The organism is Streptomyces sp. R302 (genome assembly GCF_012927245.1).
In the GTDB taxonomy this organism is placed as follows: Bacteria; Actinomycetota; Actinomycetes; order Streptomycetales; family Streptomycetaceae; genus Streptomyces.
Genome location: NZ_JABBGE010000008.1, coordinates 424,835 through 443,437, shown reverse-complemented (window position 1 = coordinate 443,437; position 18,603 = coordinate 424,835). Strand labels below are relative to the sequence as shown.

Here is an 18,603-nt window from a genome sequence, read left to right as displayed (position 1 = left end):
CCGGGACCCTAGTCCACGTCGGTCCAGTAGCTTCCCCGCACCATCGCCGCGAGCGTGGCGTGGTGCAGGATCAGCCGGTCGGGGTCCGCGGGGACCTCGACCTCGCCGAAGTACGCCTGGCGGTACGCGATCCTCAGCATCACGATCGCGTGCCGCAGCGCCGCGTACAGGGTGTGGAACTCCATCGCGCGCGGGGTGTGCCCGGTCAGTTCGGCGTACCGCCGCTCGACCGCCTCGCGGCGCAGGAAGCCGGGCAGGCCCGGCTGGCCGAAGCCCACGGTCAGGTCCTGGAAGAAGCGGTGGAGGTAGACGGTCCAGCCGAGGTCGACCTCGCGGGGCGCGCAGGCCGCCATCTCCCAGTCGAGGACGGCGGCGGGGGCGAAGCCGTCGTAGACGATGTTCCCGATCCGCGCGTCGCCCCAGCAGAGCACCGCCGGACCCTCGTCGTCCGGCCACAGCTCCTCCAGACGCGCGAAGGCCGCCTCGATGAGCGGTGAGGGCGCGAGCCCTTCCACCACCCAGGCGTAGTAGGCGCGTTGGGCGTCGACGTGCCGGCGCAGCGCGCTCCCCTCCCCCTCGGGCAGCAGGAACTCGGCCTCCTTCGCCGGGAATTGCTCGTGCAGCCGGGCGAGGATCCCCACCGACTCCGCCTCCAGGGCGGCCCGTTGGGCATCGGTGGCGACGTGCAGCCAGTTCCCCTCGTACGTGTAGGGCATGACGTCCGGCGGGACGCGTCCCTCGGCGCGGGCCATCACGAAGAAGGGCGCGCCGAGCGGTTCCGGGTCCTCCTCCAGCCACAGCACGCGCGGCACGGGCACATCGGTGTGCTCGGCGACCAGCCCCATCACCCGGTGCTGGCGGGCCATGTCGTAGACGGGGAAGACGGTGTACGCGCCGGGGTCGGCGGCCAGCCGCAGCGCGCAGCCGCGTACCGGGGCGTCCGGGTGCTCCAGGTCGAAGAGCAGCGTCTCGCTGGACATCCCGTTGGAGCCGGGCACGGCGAGCCCGGAGACGGTGGCCCCGGGCAGTCCGCGGTGCAGCCAGGCGGTGAGCCGCGCGGCGAGCTCCTCGGGATCGCGGGTGGTGGTGCGGGGACGGGGGGCGGTGGCCATGGGCGTCTCCTCAGGGCGCGGTGGAGGTGAAGTCGGCGAAGCCGCTGGGGTCGTGGCGGCCGAAGGAGCCGTGCTCGAAGATGCCGTGGCCGGTGCGGCCGTCGAGGGTGAAGCGGGCGGAGTGGTCGGTGACGCCGTACGCGGCGAGGGGGTGGGCGGCCGGGTCGGAGAGGTCGTAGACGCGCCGGTCGGTCCAGTCCCGGCCCTGCCAGGTGCCGTGCTGCCAGTCGTCGGCGGGCGGGTAGCCGGCGCCGACGGCGAGCGGGGAGGAGGCGAGGATCTCGACGCCGATCTCCAGGGGCTTGCCGGTGGCGGGTTCGGTGAGGTGGACGACGGCGCTCTCGGGGTGGCGGGTGCCGGACCGGTAGGCGATCTCGGTGCGGGGCCAGCCGAGTTGGGCGTCCCGTTGCCCGTTCCGGACGAGCTGGGCCTGGTTGAGGGTGCGGTAGCCGTCGGCGTCCTCCTGCGCGACGACCATGACGAAGCGGTCGTCGAAGCGCATGGGTATCCAGAGCCAGTGGAAGCCCTCGGGACGCGACTCGGCGGCCCGGCCGGGCTCCTCGCCGGGGATCGGGCGGACTCCCCAGCTGCGGTCGCGGGTCCCGGTCCACTCCCCCGCCGTGACCTCGAACCGCTCGCCGCCCGCGGTGACGGTGCCCGCGCAGTGCCCGGCCTGGACGAAGCGGCGGCCTTCGAGGGTGAGCCGGCCGCCGGTGCGCTGGAGGTGGTGGGGCTCCCAGAGGGCCGGGAAGTCGCCGGTCCAGGTGAGGTCGAAGGAGAGCCCGTCGGGGTCGGCGGGGTCGGGGGCACAGCTCAGGGTGAAGCGGCGGAGGGGTTCGTCGACGGTGATCCGCAGCGGGCCGACCTCCAGCCGCATCCGGTCGTCGCCGAGGGCGTCGGAGGCGCGGACGGCGTGCAGCCGGTCGCCGGTGCGCAGGGTGGCGTAGGCGTCGACGACCCCGGTGTTGGGGTAGACCCCGAGCCCCGCGATGAGCAAGGCGCGGCCGGCATGGTCGAAGACGTGGAAGATGCAGCGGTCGTAGGCGTTCCGGTCGCCGCTGACGTGGTGCTTCATCGACAGCGGGGCCTGGTGCACGGGGTATTCGTCGAGCGCGACGGGCCGGTCGTCGTCCACGGCTGACCTCCTGGTCCTCGAAGAGGATCTGACGGTACGTCAGCCATCACGGCGAGGACCAGAGGCGTGCGCGGGGCGGGGGGCGCGGGTGGGAGGGGCAGACGGCGGCGTAAACCGCGGCGCGGGCGACGGCGCGGGCGACGCACGGAGAGAGGCGCACGGACAGGGGCGCACGGAGAGGGGCGCACGGAGAGGGGCGCACATAAGGGCTGGATAAAGCGACGGGTAGGGCGCGAACTGGCGCTCGAATCCGTCGAGCGGTGACCCGGCACCCCCGGGGCGCGTTGGTCCGGGCATGACCACGCTGTACTCCACACCCAGCGGAGTCGGTCGGCATCGGCAGACCGAACCGCACGGTGAAGAATCGGTTCTTCACTGGATCCCGGAGGCCTCGGGCCCCTCAGACCCCGCCCCCGACGGCACCGCGCCGGCACCGGAGGCATCCCCGCCCACCCCGGCCCCCACGGTCGTCGCCCCCGTGCCGGTGCCCGCGCCGGTCCCCGTACAGGTCCACCCCGACCCGCCGATCTACCAGGCGCTGTACTCCCTCTGGGCCAGCCAGGGCCGCACCCTGCCCGGGCGCCGGGACCCCGAGTGGGCGCGGCTCGCGGCGGGCCCCGTCTGGGCCGACCGGACCGTCCGCGTCAGCGGCGTCCTGGTCGCCCCGGGCGGCGGCACCCGCTGACGGCCCGCCGGGTCACATGAGACCCGCGCGCGTGACGAGGACGGCGAGCAGGACGACGAGGGTCCAGCCCAGGACGTGCTCCAGGAGCTCGGGGCCCCGGTCGTCCTGGGGCCCGCCGGTGCGCGTGCGCGAGAACAGACGGGCCGCGAAGGTGGTGGTGGCGCTCATGCCCACCACCATGGGCCAGGCCCCCGCCCCGCCACCAGAGACGTCCCTCACACCCCCGCCCGGCCCCCGGGCGCCTCAGAGCACGCCCACGGCCTGAAGCGCCTTGCGCTGCGCGGGAGTCGGCCGGTCGGGGAAGTACAGGTAGCAGACCCCACCTGTGCCGGACACCACTTTCCCGCTCGCGTTGTACCTCTTCGTCCGCAGCCAGATGTTCTCCACATGGGGGGCGCCACGTACCACGAGACATTGTCCCGCCCAAACATGCAGGTCACAGGCTCGAACCCCGTGAGACGAATCGAGCGCGGTCGCCATGGTGCCGACCTGGTGCCGAATTCCACTGGCGCCCGTTCCGGTCCGTTCGGGGTGCGTCGCGCTGGATCGGTACCGACCCGGTGCCCCCCCCCCCCCCCCCCCCCCCCCCCCCCCCCGCCCCCCCCCCCCCCCCCCCCCCACAGACCCTCCACCCACTTGGTGCAGCCGCGTGTAAGTGACCATGCCTGGGTCGTGGACGCGTCTACGCATCCGGCTCCAGGCGCTCCAGGCGGTCTTTGAGCGTGTCCGCGATCGGACTCAAAACGGCTTCGTGGATCGCCAGAGCCTGGGTCAGCCACTGCCGTACCTGCCCCGCCGTTTCCGTCGGCTCCGTCGCACGTTCGGCGATGTCGGCGAGCTGCACGAGGGCCTGTGCCTTGTAGTGCACAGCGTCCGCCGCGCCCAGGGCGAGCACCGCCTCCTGGAGGATGCGCATCGCCTCCGCAACGTCGCCGTGCCGCGCGTGGACCCCGCCGATCGCGGCCGTCGCCCGGGCCGCCATGCGCTGGTCCCGACACCCCATCAGCTCTCGGCGTGCCCGCTCGAGTGTGGCGAGAGCCCGGGCCGGATCACCGGCAGCCTCCTGAGCGCGCCCGAGGAAGAGCCGGGCGATGGCGACTCCACGCCACTCGTGCGCCCGCTCATTGAGGTCGATGGAGCACTCGTACGCCTCGATCGCACGAGCCGTGTCGAAGTGGTCCCAGTAGCGCCCCAGGAACTCCTGGACGGATCCGCGCAGGTCGAGCCGGCTCGTGGTGCCCGCCTTGACGACAGCGGTCTCCAGCTCGGCGCGCGCCCGCTCGTGCTCGTCGAGGTCCATCAGTGGACGCGACAGCAGGCTGCGCAGGCGGGCCTCGGCCGCCATGGCCGCGTCCAGTTCGGCCGCACTCGCCGCCTCGGCCGCAGCGGCCACCGCCGCCTGGATCCCCAGCTCCAGCGACTCCCGCCAGGCGACCACGTAGCGCCGGTGGAGGAACAGGACCGTGAAGACCTCGGCGAGCTGCCATGCGGGAGTGAAACGCCCCTGGCGGACGGCCGCGCGCAGCACTGAGAGAACATTGGTCCGCTCCGCGTCCAGCCACTCCAGCGGAGCCGGCCCGTCCTCGACCGCGAACGGGTCCGCCACGTCACGCAGGAGCACCCTGAGATCGACGATCCGCAGCCGGTCCTCGCGGATCGTCCGGTCGGCCAGCGCCGCGAGAGCGAGATAGTGCCGAAGGACTCTGCCGAGGAGGGCCGCTTCCTCACCGGAACCTTCCTCACGCACCGCGTGTTCGCGGGCGTGGAGCCGTACGAGGCCGTGCATCCGGTACCGGCCGTCGGCGCCCGCTTCCACCAGACTCGCGTCCGCGAGCGTTTCCAGCCATCGTCGCGCCTGGTCCGCCCCCGTCGCCAAGGCGACGGCAGCCACACCCGCGTCGAAGGCGGACAGCGGAAGCAGCCCGAGGGCTCGGTAGAGCCGGGCCGCGTCAGGGTCGAGCAGCCGGTAGGAGGGCTCGAACACGGCGGACACAGACTGCCCCCTGTTCAGCGCCAAGCCGGCGAGTCGGCTCGACTCGTCGTCGAGCTCCCGGGCGAGTGCGGCCAAGGTCAGGTGACGGTTCATCAGGAGACGTGCAGCGGCCACCTGAAGGGCGATGGGCAGGCCGCCGCACAGCTCCACGATCCGCAGTGCGGCCGTACGATCGGCCGCCACGACCTCCTCACCGCAGCGACCGGCGAGCAGGGCAAGGCCGGCCTCGGTGTCCAGCGGTTCGAGGCTGATCAGCTGCGCCCCGTCAACCGCCGCAAGCTCGCCCAGTCTCACGCTGGAGGCGACGAGCACAGCGCTGCCCGGCCCTCGGGGAACAAGCGGTCTCACCTGTCCCGGATCCGTCACGTTGTCGAGCACGACCAGAATCCTCGACCGGGCCGTGTGCGAGCGCCACAACGCGGTTCGCTCGGCCAGCGTCGGTGGCAGGATCTCCTCGCTGACCCCGATGGCTCTGAGGCACATGGCGAGAGCCTCCAGGACATCGCCGACTGGCGTGGCGGCGGCCCCGTCGAGCCCGGCGAAGTCCACGTAGACCTGCCCATTCGGAAACCGGTCGTTCGACCGGTCGGCGTAGCGGCTCGCCATGGTCGACTTCCCGACGCCGGACAACCCACCGATCACGCCGAGTCCGACTCGGGAGCCCTCGCCCCCGAACGCGGCATCCAGACGCTCGAGGGCGGCGGTGCGGTTGATGAAATCAACCGTCAGGGGCGGCACTTGGTGCGGGACGAGTCGCCCGGCCGCGACGGGAAGAGGTGGAGGTACGGAGAAGGTGATCCCGCCGTGGATGTGCGCCCCGTGAAAGGAGGGCCCCGGATTGACCTCGCCGTGAAGGTGAACACCTCGCGTGTCGGAGACGAAGTCGCGGAGTAGAGCCGCCAGTTCGGTTGCGGCATCGGGGTAGTCCAGTACGACCTCCAGGAGGCGCTGACGCAGGTCCTCCTCCACCTCGGCCGTGACGACGGCCGCGGCGTCTGGTGACGCGTCCTGGACACGCTCGCTCGACTCGTCGAGCTCAGCCGCCGCCTGCTCGGCACCCCGTCGACGGAAGAAGCCGGCCACTCTCTCCCTGGCCCGCTCCCAGGAATCCGTCACCATCAACGTCACCAGCGTCGATGCCCCCGATGCCACGAGCGCGGCCAGCTCTGCATCCACCCGGACCCCCTTTGATTCGCCCGGCCTCATACATCCGAGGCCCACCGTAGAGCGCCTTGCCCCCGACCGCGGCCCGTGAACCGTGAACCGTGAACTGTGAACCGCAGAGCATCACTTCGGGCACCGCTGACTCCTGACTCTCCTCGCGACCTCACCTAGGTGGGCACGGTCTGCCGAGGCCCTCCCTGGGACGACCACGGCATCGCCTCGACCCTGATGTGGCCACGTGGTCCTCTACTCCTCTCGGGGCGAGTGTGCTCTTCGACGGCCATGGCCCTGCGTTTCGGGCCACACGACGAGGACGTTGTCGTCGAGGGTGACGTGGCGGGTGGGGTGGCCGGCGCGGATCATCGGGAGGAAGACCTCCAGGATCTCCTCGCCGTGCTCGGTGTGGACGACGACCGAGGTACCGATGGCTTCGCACAGGACGGCTTCCCGTACGGCGAGGGCTTCGAGGATGCACGCGGCGGGGTGTTCGGGCACGGGGCAGCGGAAGCTGGGCGGCTTCATGCGTGGTCCGCCCGTCCGAGCGGGGTACGGGGTCTGGTGACGGTGACGGCCCAGAGGACGAGGGCGTCCCGGCCGTCGGCGGCCAGTGTGACCGTCCGGTAGTCCTCGACGGCGAGGGAGGCGATCGGGAAGCCGCAGTCCGTGGCCGGGAAACGGCGGCGCACGCCGTCCGTGGTGAAGGCGGTCGCCGTCACTTTCCCTCTCCCTTCGCACCGGTAGGCGATCCGGTGCGGGAGGCCTGCCGCGTACGGCGTCGTGGTGAGGGCCACCGGGATGCCGGGCCTGGTGACGCCCGACGTGACGACGTGCTCGTTGCGGGGCCGGTGGGCGGCGAGGTCGACCAGGAACCGCTCTTGGAGGCCAAGCCTCCGGGCCTGGGTATCGCCCGTGCCCCCATCCTCGTCGGGCGGGTTCAGGCGGCCCGACAGGAGGAGCACGAGCACCGCCAGCGCGGCGACGGCCAGAGCGAGAAGGCTCGTCGCCGGGCGCCGCCAGGTGCCGTGAAGCGGTTCGGGTCTGTGCGCGTGGAACGTCTCGGGCCCGCGCTGGGGACCGGGTAACACCTCTTCGCGCCGCCGCTTGCCGGACCGTGTCATGTCGCCGCTTCCCACCGGCGGCGGACCCGGCACGGGCGGGCGCGCCGCCTCAGCTGTAGGAGGTGAGGACAGAGGCCATGAGCTGGATGACCGGACCGCCGTGCACGGCCAGTTCGTCGAGCCGGTCGAAGTCACTGTTGTAGAGCTTGACCTCGTGGGGCTGGGTGACGGTCAGGTAGGCGGAGACGAGTTCCACGCCGGCCTGCCGGCCGTCGAAGATCCAGAAGTCCTCGACGGGAAGCATGAGATGGCGGTCGGCGTCCCGGGGGATGACGCCGAGCTGTACGTTCGGGCGCGCCGCCAGTTCGAGCAGCCGCCAGAGCTGCTCGGCCATCAGCTCGGGCGGCCCCACCCGCCGGTAGAGCGCCGCTTCCTCCAGGACGATGTCGAAGCGCCGCTCCGGATCGTCAAGCACCGCCTGGCGCCCGACCCGGACGGCGAGGGCCGCCTCGACATCGTCGCGCAGTCCCCGCCGGTCGCGGATCCCTTCGAGGACGGCCCGCGTGTACGCGGTCGTCTGGAGGGGGCCGGGAATCAGGTTCTGGGCGTACGCCTTGAACGTCCGAGTCCGCTCCCACAGCAGTCGCACACTGTCCTGCGCCTGCCTCAGACCGGCCGCCTCCATGTCGCGCCACTCGACGTACATGCCCTTGATCCCGCGGGCCGCCTCGACGAGTTCGTCGATCTGGTCCTCCGCGTCACAGACCCGCGCCCACGCCTCGATCGTGTCCGGAGAGGCAGGGGCCTTGCCGTGCTCGATGCGGCTGCACTTGGATTCGTGCCAGCCGCACCGCCGCGCCAGTTCGCGGGTGGTGAGTCCCTTGTCTTCACGGAGACGACGCAGGCGTCGCCCGAGGGCGCGACGGGCTTCTGTGACGCTGGAGGAGGAAGGCATGCAGCCAGTGTGCAGGTAGGCACGGCAGGCGCACGACCCCCGGGGGCCAAAACCGCTGGGCGGTCAGCCCCTTTTATGGGGCATTATTACCTTCCCGTGCTGTGCGGACATGCGGGGCGTTCTCCGTGGTCGGGAAGAGCCTCAGGAGCCGCGTGGGGAACTCCACGATGGTCTCGTGGTCGGGAATGCTGATGGACGCGAGGCGCGACGCGTCCACCACCTTCCACGACTGAAGCAGGTAGCTGTCCGTGGCATCGTCGTAATAGAGCGTCGGACTACCGTTGTTCGGGCTTTCCGGGTCTTTGCACAGCAGATGCAGAGCCACAGGCCCTCCTCCATCTCCCAGGTGGTCGTTGACTCTCCGAGAGTGAGACGTCGCAATGAGCCACGCAACCGCCTTGCAGGTGCTTGCGGGAAATTCACCCTTCGCCGGACGGGCCATGCGGATCCTTGCACGCATGCGGGGCTGATAACGGCCTGTTAGGTCGCTCCATCCGGTAAAGGACGTTTCTCCCTCATGCCCGGTACTCGGCTGGGGAGCCACTTCGGCAAGGCGCCCGGGCTGGACCCCGAAGTGATCGGGCGTGGCGGTGTCGCCGAGGGGTGCCGGCGCTCGACGGATCACTGTCCGCGCCCGCAGGAGGCCGCATCACCCGATCAGCGAGGGCATCGCCGGCAAGGACGAGTGGGATGGGCGGGAGCATGCTGCAAATCGAGGCAAGGATCCCGCGATCGCATCGTGTAGGCCCTCAGCGGGGCACGGGTGCCACGAGGCGGGTGAACCGGCTCAAGCCGAGGCTACGACGGAGCAGATCGCGAGCGCGTCCCGCGGTGCTGTGCCCGGCGCGCACTGGCCTCGGTCCTGACGACGTGTGGCGACGATCTCTCTCAGTCGGACGGTTGGGATGCCTGCCATTGCTGGTGGATGCGGGCGCGGCGTTTCGCTACGCGGACGCATTGCCAGCACAGCCATCCGGTCGGTTCCGAGCGGGAGGACGCATGGCTGCAGCCGTCCCCCGCGCACACGGTGCGGTCCTTCGGACCTGTATGGATTTCCAGATGCTCGTCGGCCGGCGGACGGTCGTAGCCGGCGGGCCGCTGGCCGAGGACGTACTCGCCGTGGGCAAGCGGCGAGAAGGGGACGAGTTCGTTCGGCACCTGCGCGAGAACGTCCCCTCTGTCGTGATCGGTGCAGAGCTGGCGTCGCCAGCGAAGGGTGTGGTTGAACTCGCGGATACTCCATACCCACATGCGCCCGCCGGTCGCGGAGAGGAGTCTCTGTCCTTGCCGACCCGGCGAGCGGGGGACGGCGGTCTCCTCCCATCTGCCGTCCTTGCGGTCGAAGAGGCGGTTCTCGCACCGCGCGCCGTCGTCATGGAGGGCGGTACACCGGATGTCCTGCACTTCGCCCGGGGCGATGTGCAAGGTGCTGTACAGAGAGACGACATGCCGGCTGCTCGCGCTCGGTTCAGGGTCCCTCTTCCGAGGTTCGTCCGCGGGCCGGTCCGCCTCCGGCAGGAACAACCCCTGGTCGATCCGCTTGCGCATCCGGACAGCGAGCCGACCGACGAGGTCCTCGATCTCGGGTGGCAGGTCGGTGTGCTCCAGGGCCGGGCAGATCGCGGGGTGCGGGATACGGCACTGGCCGGTGTTCGGGTCCGCGCCGGGATGGGCCAGGCCGCGGGCCGTGTACCAGCGCATGGGAACGGGGACCGGCCGGGCGGGGAACTCCATGGAGAGCGGGATCCGTTGGCCGTCGTACCGGTCGAACCACTCGATCGGGGTCCCGCAGTGTTTGCAGCGTGCGACGGCGTCACGGCGCAGCAGCATGGTGCCGTTGGAACGGTGCAGGTGCATGGCCATCGCTAGCCCCAGGTGGGCGGCGTTGCCCGCGGGTTGACGGCCGCCTGCGGGGAGGGGGCCCTCAACGCGGCGGATCCGGGATGGCAGCGCGGGCACTTCGCAGCGCGCGAACGCCCTTCGTCGTCCTCGGACAGGCAGATCCACCGAAGGGAGACCTCGGGGCCGTCGCACTGACCGCACCAGGGCGGCAGCGATGGACGGGCCGACGGCACGGCCACCGGGTCCGCCACCGGGTCCGCCACCGTTCCCGTCTCGGCTTCCGGCACTGGCGCGGCCGTCATGCGGTCGCGTGCGGCGGCCGCTTCGAGGAATCCGGAGGCCAGCCGGATCAACGGCTCGGCCCGGCGGTGCTTGCGCGACTCCAGGAGTTTGCGTGCCGTCTGGAGGAGTTCCTCGGCTGCCAGCAGGTGATCGTACGAGGAGGCCACGGTGTCTACCACGGCGTGTGGGAGCCGTTGCGGCGGACCTGGGCAGGCGGGGGAACACGCCGCGGCGCGGCAGCGCGCTGACGGCGCAGGTCATCGGCGGCACAGAACAGGCAGCGCGGACCACCCGCTGCCGCAGGGTCGGTGGGCGCTCCTGGGTGTCGGGTACAGCCTGAGGCCGAGCGGGGCCGGGACAGTTCGCGGGCGATGACGAAGGCCGCGTGCAACAGGTCCGCCGTCGTGGCGAACTCCTCGTCCGATGACCTGAGATGAAGCTCGAAGACCGCGTCGTTGAGCGACCGCAGGCGGTTGATGAGTCCCTCGTGAGTGTAGGGCGGCGGTGGCACGTCGTACTGGACCAGGGCTCTGGGCGCGCCCGAGCGGGCCCCGGCGTTGCCGGCGCGCCGGTGGGTGTTGCACAGCAGACACTGCCCCCATCCTTCGGGGGCCTCGGGGTCGACCGGGCCCTTCGGGTGGTAGCGGCAGTTCGTGGAGTCCCGGGACGGCGACAGGTTCCGTGCGACCACGAACGCCTGGTAGAGGGCGTCCGCGATCACCTCGTACTCCGTGGGGTCTCCCTGCTCCGGCACGGCCCGGACGTGGTCGCCGACGCTGGCCAGCTTCGACCGGAGCTCGGCGAGCAGGGGAGGCCGGTTGGTCGGAACGCGGTAGGTGGAATGTTGCGGAAGGTGCACGAAGGCACGAGACCGCACAGCCCGGCCGTACTTCCCCGTCCTCCTCAGGCAGTTCCTTCTTCCGGGTGAAAGAAATCACCCTCAGGTGTGCAGGCGCCAGGCACACCATGACCCACGGAGTGACCCTAGCGGGTCACGGCGGTGGGCAGCCGACCCGGCAGGAGGGCCTCAGGCGACGTGTCGGGCGGTCCCGAAGCGGCGGCGGGCGTCCGGGGTTGCCGGGGCCAGGGGCGCTGCACGGGGTGCAGGACGCGCGGGTGGCCCGGTCGGCGGCCGCGACAAGGCCGGGGCACATGGCGACGAGGACGCGCGCCGGCCGTCGATCGCGGCGCGGGTGTCGTGCGACTCGGCATGGGTGTCGACCCCCACCCGCAGCGTCGTCACCCTGCGCTGGACGGGAATCCGTCGGCCAGGCATGCAGGTCCTCCGCATGGACAGTGGGTTGCCGAGGACTCCCCAGACGCGTGATCACGGGCACGCGTCCCTGTTTGTCACTCGTTTCGGTGAGCAGAATCCTTCAGCCACGCAATAGGCCATCGCTGCAGGGCTCATGCTGGCCTCACCGCACCACCACCTGGCCTGATCCGTCGCTGTACATGACCTTGGAGACAGAACACGTGGCACATCAGGTGTCCATGGAGACCCAGGACGTGGTCGAGGGCGTCGTCGATCACCTGCTGCACATCAGCTACGACGAGACCACGGTGCTCCGGTTGACCACGGCCGGCACCGAAGAGGCCGTCACCGCTCTCGGCAAGGCGCTCTTCGGCGTGCGTCCAGGGGAGAGTCTGCGTCTGCGCGGTACGTGGACCCAGCACCCCCGCCACGGAAGACAGTTCAGGGTCGGGCAGTGTGAGCGGACCATGCCCGCGGATGAACGCGCGATCCGCCTCTATCTCGCCTCCGGCATGATCCGCGGCATCGGCCCGGTCCTTGCCTCCGCGATCGTGGACACGTTCGGCGAGCGGACATTGAAGATCATCGACGCCGAGCCGACGCGGCTGCTGGAGGTGCACAACATCGGGACGATCCGGCTCGGACGGATCACGGCCGCCTGGCAGGAACAGAAGGCCATCGCCGAGATCATGCTCTTTCTGCAGAACCTGGGAATCACCCCACGTCTCGCCGTGAAGATCTACACGGCCTACGCCGACACCGATCACGATCCGATCCACGTCGTGCGCCGCACCCCCTACCAGCTGTGCCGGGACGTGCGCGGCGTCGGGTTCCACAACGCCGACAAGATCGCGCTCGCCGTCGGCGTGCCCAAGCACAGCGACGAACGCCTCCAGGCCGCGCTCCTGCACGAGCTCGACAAGGGCTGCGGCCAGGGCCACTGCCACCTGCCCCTACGCGTGTTGCTCGCCCACACCCGACAGCTGCTGTCCGACGACGACCCGGCCACCGCCGAGATCCTCGACGACGTGGTCCTACGGCATGCGCTGGAGACGCTGCGGGCGCAGGGCGAGGTGGTCACCGAGACACTTCCGCTGACGGTGATGGACGGCACCGACGCGGTGGCGGACACCGAGATCGCCCAGCTCGCGCGCTGCCATCGCGATGAGACCCAACTCGCGTGGCACGTGCGCCGCCTGCTCGCGTCCTCCCCCGCGCTCGCCGAACTCGCTCCATGGGACGAACGGTTGGCCGCACTCACCTCGACGGAGACGGCGGGGCTGACCGACGAGCAGCGCCAGGCGGTCCACAACGCGCTGACGCAGCCCCTGTCCATCCTGACGGGCGGTCCGGGCTGCGGAAAAACCCACACGCTGCGCACCCTGGTCGAGATCGCCGACCAGGCCGGCGCCGCCGTCGCGCTGGCTGCGCCGACCGGCAAGGCCACCAAACGCCTGGAGGAGACCTGCGGTCAGGAGACGATGACCGTTCACCGCCTGATCCGCCCGCCTGACGGCGACTCCCTCTTCGATCACGCCGGCACGCTGGAGACGGCGGACGTGGTGGTCATCGACGAGGCGTCCATGCTCGACCTCTCGCTCGCCCGCAGACTCCTCGCCGCCGTCCGCGACGGCTGCCACCTCCTGCTGGTCGGGGACGTCGACCAGCTGCCCAGTGTCGGCCCCGGCCGCGTCCTGCGCGATCTGCTGGACGTCGAGGGCATCCCCCGCACCAGGCTCACCAGGGTCTTCCGCCAGCACGACGACAGCGCCGCCATCGTGACGAACGCCCACCGCATCCTGCACGGCGGACTCCCCCTTGATGACCCCCGAGCATTCTGGAACCGGCGCGTCCCTGGTCCTGAGGACATCGCCCAGCGCGTCGTCGAGCTGGTCTGCGACCTCATGCCCAGGCATCTCGAAGCCCGCCCGGAGGACATCCAGGTCCTGTGCCCGGGCAAGAAGAACCTCGCCGGCATGAACGACCTCAACCGGCGCCTTCAGGAACGTCTCAACCCGCCGGCTCCGGACAGGCCTCAGCACTACCACGACGGAACGGCCTTCCGGCTCGGTGACCGCGTCCAGCAGATCCGCAACAACCCCCACCGAGGCACGTCGGGGGTCTTCAACGGCAGCAGTGGCACCGTCACCTCCGTCGACACCGAGGCCCATCAGCTCACGGTCACCTTCACGGACGGGGAGACGGCCGCGTACCCCTTCTCCGATCTCGAGGAACTCGTCCACGCCTACGCCCTGACCGTCCACAGGTCCCAGGGCAGCGAGTACCCGTACGTCATCGTCCCCATGATCAGCGCGGCCGGAACGATGCTCCTCCAGCGGAACCTGCTCTACACCGCCGTCACCCGCGCCCGCCGGGGCGTCATGCTCATCGGCCAGACCGAGGCCGTCGAACGAGCGGTCTCCAACAACCGGACCCAGCGCCGCAACACAGCTCTGTCCCACCGCATCACCCACCCGACGTCCGCCGTACCGACCCCACGAGGCCAGACTCCCGCCGGGCAACTCGCCTTGGGCTGAGGGGCCTTCCCCCGTCAGCGGGACGACGGCACCTCGCGCGCCCGAGCCACCTCGTGGTCAGCGGTAGGCGGCGAGGAAGACGCGGGTGCCGGCGGCGGCGTAGCGGTCGAGGTCGGCCTCGGTGTGTTGGGCGCCGCCGGTGAACATCGCCTTGTTCACCGGGATCCACAGCAGCAGGCCGGAGAAGTGGTTCGCGGCCAGGAGCGTGTCGTCGATCCGCAGCAGCCCCTGGGCGGTCAGCCGCTGGAAGGTCGCCGCCAGCGTGGCGAGCCCTCGCTCGAAGCCCCGCTCGTACCACTCGGTTCCCAGGTCGGGGAAGACATCGGCGTTGGCGATGATCAGGCGTCGAAGCTGGATCACTCGGGGATCGGTGAGGGCGGTCAGGAACCGGCGGGCGAGCCTGGTGAGGTTCTCTTCCAGGTTGGCGGCGTCGGTCGGGAGGTCGGCCAGCAGGTCGATCGTGGTGTCGAGCCGGTCGGTGGTGGCCAGGACGATGTCGGCGAAGAGCTTCTCCTTGTCGGAGAAGTGCTTGTAGACGGTCTGCTTGGACACCGCGGCCAGCTTCGCGATGTCGTCCATGCTCGTTCCTGAGTACCCCTTGTCCAGGAAAACGCTGGTCGCGGCCTCCAGGATCGCCTCGTGCTTGCGTGCTGAACGGCTGTCCATCATCGACTCCTTCTCCATTCGCCTCATCCCCCGCAGAAGAGTACTGGACTGACCAGTACCCGTATGGGTACTGTACCGTCCAGTTCCGAAGGCGCGGGGCTTCCTGCCCCGCGTACCGCGCAGAAATCTGGAGTGGCTTTCTCATGGACAAGGTGTTCTCTGCCGACGGCACGGCCATCGCCTACGAGCAGCAGGGCTCGGGCCCCGCTGTCGTACTCGTCGGCGGCGCGTTCATGACGCGCGGCGATTCCGCCGAACTCGGCGGTCTGCTGGCGGAGCACTTCACCGTGCTCACCTACGACCGCCGGGGCCGCGGCGACAGCGGGGACAGCCCGACGTACGACGTGCAGCGCGAGGTCGAGGACCTGGACGCGCTGATCGGGCGCGTGGGCGGTGAGGCGATGGTCTTCGGGATGTCCTCCGGTGCCGTACTGGCGCTGGAGGCCGTGGCCCGGGGCAGCGCGGTCTCCCGGCTGGCCGTGTACGAACCGCCCTTCATCACCGACGACAGTCGCCCGCCGCTGCCCGCCGACTACGTCGCCCACCTGACGGAACTCGTGGAGCAGGGGGCGTACGGCGATGCCGTGGCCTACTTCATGACCGCGGCCGTGGGCATGCCCGCCGAGGCCGTCGCGGGAATGCGCCAGGCCCCTTTCTGGACGGGTATGGAGGCCACCGCCCGCACCCTGCCCTACGACGGCCAGGTCATGGGGGACACCATGTCCGGCCGACCGCTGCCCGCCGACCGCTGGCAGTCCGTGGCCGTGCCCGTTCTCGTCGGCAGCGGGGACGCGGGCGCACCGCAGATGCTCGCCGGGGCGCGGGAACTCGCCGCACTGGCGGACAACTTCGCCCTGCACGTCTTCCCCGGCCAGGAGCACAACATCGCCGCGGAGATCCTCGCCCCCGTCCTGACCGGCTTCTTCACCACCGGGGAGGCGTGAGCAAGGTCTTCGCCAGTCCGGGCATGTCCCTGGACGGCTTCATCGCGGGTCCCGCCGGTCCCGATTCCCGTCCCGACAACCCGCTCGGTGACGGACGACGACATCGTCCAGGAGAACTTCTCCCGCGCCGGCGCCTACAAGCTCGGGCGTCCGGCTCTTCGACCGCGCCTCGCCCGACCTCGGCCCCGCCCCTTCACGGGTGGTCGACTCCCCCAGGTGAGCGCCTCCAGGCGCTGGTCCGCTCCGCGCGGGCCGCCCGCGCCCGGGCGGTCGCCGCCGATGGGGCGATCGAGGTCTCCGACTCGGTGAGGGGAGCGACGTCATCCGCAGCTCCGCCGCCGTCCTGCTGCGCACATCCCCGGTCACGGTGTCCGGTGCCCGCGCGGCCCTCGCCCAAGAGCCCGCCGGCGGCTTCGAGCAGATGCCGGCCGCCCGCTACAACGCCCTCGCCCGGTTCCTGCCCGACCTGCTCACGACGTTCGGCCTGTGCTTCGTCGCACCGGTCCGCACCCTCGGCTCCGGGCCGAATCCGACGTACTCCGGCACCCGGCGGCGCGGGGGACGTCAGCGGCTTGCACGGCATGCTGGTCGCCCCGCCACCACCGGCCGTGTGGCCCGGGCCCCCTCGCACGCAGCGGGCTCTGCCCGATCTCAGGGTTTCCGGAGTCGTACCTCCCCGCGTGGCCGACAGCGACGAGGGGCAGGGGATTCGTATGCGGCCAGCGGGCGGGACGGTCGCCCGGCCGCACATGCTCACACCAGGCCGAGCGACCGCAGTGCGCGGTGCTGAGCTGGTGCCGACCTGACCGGCCAGAAGATGTAGCAGACACCACCCGTGCCGCTTCTGACCTTGCCGTTCGCGTCGTAGCGCTTCGTGCGGAGCCAGATGTTCTCCCACTCGCGGCGGCGGTAGACGCGGCGGACGGCGTCGTTGGTCGGGGAGGCGGGGTCGTTGGCGATCACGTCGCCGTCGGGGGTGAAGCCGATGACCGTCATCAGGTGGCCCGCGGTGCCGTAGCCGGCGCCGGTCAGTTCCTCCTTGCGGAAGGACTGGGAGGTGATCGCCGGGATGCCGGCGCGGATCAGGGTCTCCAGGTCGGTGAGCGAGCGGAGGCGGGTGACGACCGCGTTCAGGTCGGGGTAGGCGGCGGCGTAGGCGGCGTTGAAGGGCCAGTTGCCGCAGCCGGAGTACTGGTGGTCGTAGGTGAAGCGGGCCGCGTGGCAGACCTGCGGGTCGGCGTAGTCGGGGTTCACCCAGGCCAGGTCCGCGGCGGAGGGGGCGCGACCCCAGTACTCGACGATCATCTGGGAGGAGGTCGGGCTGCACCAGGCCTCGCCGCCGTTGTCGTACTCGGGGTACTGGCCGACGTGGGTGTTCTGCGAGTAGCGCGGGACGGTCAGCTCGTGGGCGAGGCCGGGCGCGGAGGGCGGGACGGTGAAGCGGTCCGGGACGTCCGAGGCCATCGCGCCGAGCCGCCAGACGGTGGGGGTGAGCGTGGTGCCCGGGCGGCGGTGGAGGGTGAGCCGGAGGCGGTACGAGGCGAGGCGGAGGCCGCTCGCCGGGTCGTCGACGGCGAGGGTGTCGGTCCAGACGGTGCTCCGGCCGTCGGTCTGGTCGTCGACCGAGGTGCGCTTGATGTCGGTGTCGCCCGAGGCCCAGCGGCCCAGCACGAACCACGGGGTCCGCGTGCCGTCGGAGTACGTGCCGGAGAGCTCGACCTGGAGCCAGGTGCCGGCCGGGGTGCGGGCGTTCCAGGAGGCGATGACCTCGGTGGCGGGCACCGCCGGGGTGTGCTCCGGCGAGGTCCAGCGGGCGTACTCCCAGGCGGAGGTCGTCCCGGTGTGCGGGTCGGTGTAGTCGGTACGGCCCAGGGGCGCGTCCAGGACCAGGCCGGGGCGGTGCCCGGCGACGGGCCGGGTGCCCTCGGCGGTCCCGGAGCGCCAGTCGGTGTAGGTCGACCAGAAGCGGTTGGCGACGGTCGCGGCGGCCGGGGCGGCGGTGTCCGCCTCCGCGTCGCCGGGTTCGGCCGCCGCGGCCGACACGGCTCCGGCGGTGCCCGCGGCGGCCGCGAGCGCCGCGGCGAGGACGGTCCGGCGTGAGGCTGATCCGGGCATGGCGAGGACCCCCAGTCGAGGACGGGACGGCGATCGGACGGGGCTGCGCGGGCCCACTATCCCGGCTCCGCGGGGCCTTCGCCAGCACTTCGGCCCGCGTCGCCGCCACCGACATTGGTGCAGACCACTGACGGCGGCACCGCGCTGACCTGCGCGGGCGGCCCTGACCTACCCTGGCCGCATGGACGACCTCGACCGCGCGGCCCGCGCGCTGCGCCGGCTGCCGCCCTCGCTCGGCCCGGTGCGGCTTGTCGCGGTCGACGGCCACGCCGGCTCCGGCAAGTCGACCCTCGCCCGGCGGCTCGCCGCCGCGCTCGGCGGCGCGCCCGTGCTCCGGCTCGACGACCTCGCCACCCACGAGGAGCTCTTCTCCTGGACCGACCGGCTGCGCGCCCAGGTCCTGGAGCCGCTGCGGCGCGGCGAGACGGCGCGCTACCACCCGTACGACTGGAATCTGCGGTCCTTCGGCCCCGCACGCCCGCTGCCCCCGGCGCCGGTGGTGCTGGTGGAGGGCGTGGGCTCCGGGCGGCGGGAGTTGCGGCCGCACCTGGCGTGGCTGCTGTGGATGGAGCGGCCGGCCGGGGCGTCCTGGGAGCGGGGGCGGCACCGGGACGGACCGGAGCAGGCGGAGTTCTGGGACGGCTGGGTGGTGGCGGAGACTCGCCATTTCGCCGAAGATCCGTCGCGGCCCTTCGCCGACACCCTGGTACGGGAGCGGGGCGAGGGGTACGACTGGCTTCCCGGGCCCTCTGTGACGGCGGGCGCGGACCAGATCATCACCCACCGTGACGGCCTGATGGCGGTGGACTGAGTCCCCGGAATTCCGCTTCCGCAAGTGCCTCAAGGGCGCTTGACCCCGG

17 protein-coding genes and 1 pseudogene are annotated in these 18,603 nt (G+C 71.4%); 4 read left to right on the top strand and 14 right to left on the bottom strand.

The genetic code is table 11. The features are described 5' to 3' along the window. Positions 1-8: 8 nt before the first annotated feature. On the bottom strand, positions 9-1,112 hold the full coding sequence (locus HHL19_RS26165) for a phosphotransferase family protein (RefSeq protein ID WP_169092787.1): 1,104 nt from the start codon (positions 1,110-1,112) through the stop codon (positions 9-11). 10 nt (positions 1,113-1,122) lie between these two features. Next, a complete protein-coding gene (locus HHL19_RS26160; RefSeq protein WP_206325934.1) occupies positions 1,123-2,187 on the bottom strand; it encodes a hypothetical protein in 1,065 nt (354 codons plus the stop codon). A 355-nt stretch (positions 2,188-2,542) separates the two neighbouring features. On the opposite strand from HHL19_RS26160, the gene HHL19_RS36870 reads away from it, so the two are divergent. Further along, positions 2,543-2,932: a hypothetical protein gene (locus HHL19_RS36870; RefSeq protein ID WP_206325941.1), complete on the top strand. Its 390-nt coding sequence runs from the start codon at positions 2,543-2,545 to the stop codon at positions 2,930-2,932. 12 nt (positions 2,933-2,944) lie between these two features. Here HHL19_RS36870 and HHL19_RS26150 read toward each other — a convergent pair whose 3' ends face one another. The 10 genes and pseudogenes from HHL19_RS26150 to HHL19_RS26100 all read right to left on the bottom strand — a co-directional run bounded on the left by HHL19_RS26150 (position 2,945) and on the right by HHL19_RS26100 (position 11,085). Then, entirely contained in the window at positions 2,945-3,100 is a 156-nt protein-coding gene (locus HHL19_RS26150) for an SCO1431 family membrane protein (RefSeq protein WP_169092785.1), read from the bottom strand. 75 nt (positions 3,101-3,175) lie between these two features. After that, positions 3,176-3,316: pseudogene (locus HHL19_RS37695) on the bottom strand (peptidase C39 family protein); the annotation flags it as partial. Positions 3,317-3,614: 298 nt separating this feature from the next. Further along, positions 3,615-6,101 (bottom strand): hypothetical protein, encoded by a 2,487-nt coding sequence (locus tag HHL19_RS26135; RefSeq protein ID WP_169092784.1) that lies wholly within the window; start codon positions 6,099-6,101, stop codon positions 3,615-3,617. Between the two features lie 234 nt (positions 6,102-6,335). Beyond that, on the bottom strand, positions 6,336-6,611 hold the full coding sequence (locus HHL19_RS26130) for a hypothetical protein (RefSeq protein WP_169092783.1): 276 nt from the start codon (positions 6,609-6,611) through the stop codon (positions 6,336-6,338). Beyond that, complete coding sequence (locus HHL19_RS26125) at positions 6,608-7,207, bottom strand: hypothetical protein (protein WP_169092782.1); 600 nt, start codon at positions 7,205-7,207, stop codon at positions 6,608-6,610. The genes HHL19_RS26130 and HHL19_RS26125 overlap by 4 nt, the downstream gene beginning before the upstream one ends. 49 nt (positions 7,208-7,256) lie before the next feature. Next, positions 7,257-8,102, bottom strand: coding sequence for a helix-turn-helix transcriptional regulator (locus HHL19_RS26120; protein WP_169092781.1), 846 nt, complete (start codon positions 8,100-8,102; stop codon positions 7,257-7,259). A gap of 73 nt (positions 8,103-8,175) precedes the next feature. After that, positions 8,176-8,427, bottom strand: coding sequence for a hypothetical protein (locus HHL19_RS26115; RefSeq protein ID WP_169092780.1), 252 nt, complete (start codon positions 8,425-8,427; stop codon positions 8,176-8,178). Positions 8,428-8,990: 563 nt separating this feature from the next. Beyond that, positions 8,991-9,965 (bottom strand): DUF6083 domain-containing protein, encoded by a 975-nt coding sequence (locus tag HHL19_RS26110; RefSeq protein WP_169092779.1) that lies wholly within the window; start codon positions 9,963-9,965, stop codon positions 8,991-8,993. Positions 9,966-9,967: 2 nt separating this feature from the next. After that, positions 9,968-10,393, bottom strand: a complete 426-nt coding sequence (locus HHL19_RS26105) for a hypothetical protein (RefSeq protein ID WP_169092778.1) — start codon at positions 10,391-10,393, stop codon at positions 9,968-9,970. A 5-nt stretch (positions 10,394-10,398) separates the two neighbouring features. Then, complete coding sequence (locus HHL19_RS26100; protein ID WP_169092777.1) at positions 10,399-11,085, bottom strand: hypothetical protein; 687 nt, start codon at positions 11,083-11,085, stop codon at positions 10,399-10,401. A gap of 617 nt (positions 11,086-11,702) precedes the next feature. Between HHL19_RS26100 and HHL19_RS26095 the strand changes: the two genes are divergently transcribed. Continuing rightward, positions 11,703-14,018 (top strand): ATP-dependent RecD-like DNA helicase, encoded by a 2,316-nt coding sequence (locus tag HHL19_RS26095; protein WP_169092776.1) that lies wholly within the window; start codon positions 11,703-11,705, stop codon positions 14,016-14,018. A gap of 57 nt (positions 14,019-14,075) precedes the next feature. Here the strand turns inward: HHL19_RS26095 and HHL19_RS26090 are convergent, their stop codons facing one another. Further along, positions 14,076-14,711: a TetR/AcrR family transcriptional regulator gene (locus HHL19_RS26090; protein WP_240981865.1), complete on the bottom strand. Its 636-nt coding sequence runs from the start codon at positions 14,709-14,711 to the stop codon at positions 14,076-14,078. Between the two features lie 116 nt (positions 14,712-14,827). Here HHL19_RS26090 and HHL19_RS26085 point away from each other — a divergent pair, with 116 nt between their 5' ends. After that, positions 14,828-15,628, top strand: coding sequence for an alpha/beta hydrolase (locus tag HHL19_RS26085; protein WP_169092775.1), 801 nt, complete (start codon positions 14,828-14,830; stop codon positions 15,626-15,628). Positions 15,629-16,381: 753 nt separating this feature from the next. Here the strand turns inward: HHL19_RS26085 and HHL19_RS26080 are convergent. After that, on the bottom strand, positions 16,382-17,743 hold the full coding sequence (locus HHL19_RS26080; protein ID WP_169092774.1) for a peptidase C39 family protein: 1,362 nt from the start codon (positions 17,741-17,743) through the stop codon (positions 16,382-16,384). Between the two features lie 181 nt (positions 17,744-17,924). Here HHL19_RS26080 and HHL19_RS26075 point away from each other — a divergent pair, with 181 nt between their 5' ends. Next, a complete protein-coding gene (locus tag HHL19_RS26075; protein ID WP_169092773.1) occupies positions 17,925-18,554 on the top strand; it encodes a hypothetical protein in 630 nt (209 codons plus the stop codon). Positions 18,555-18,603: the final 49 nt, after the last annotated feature.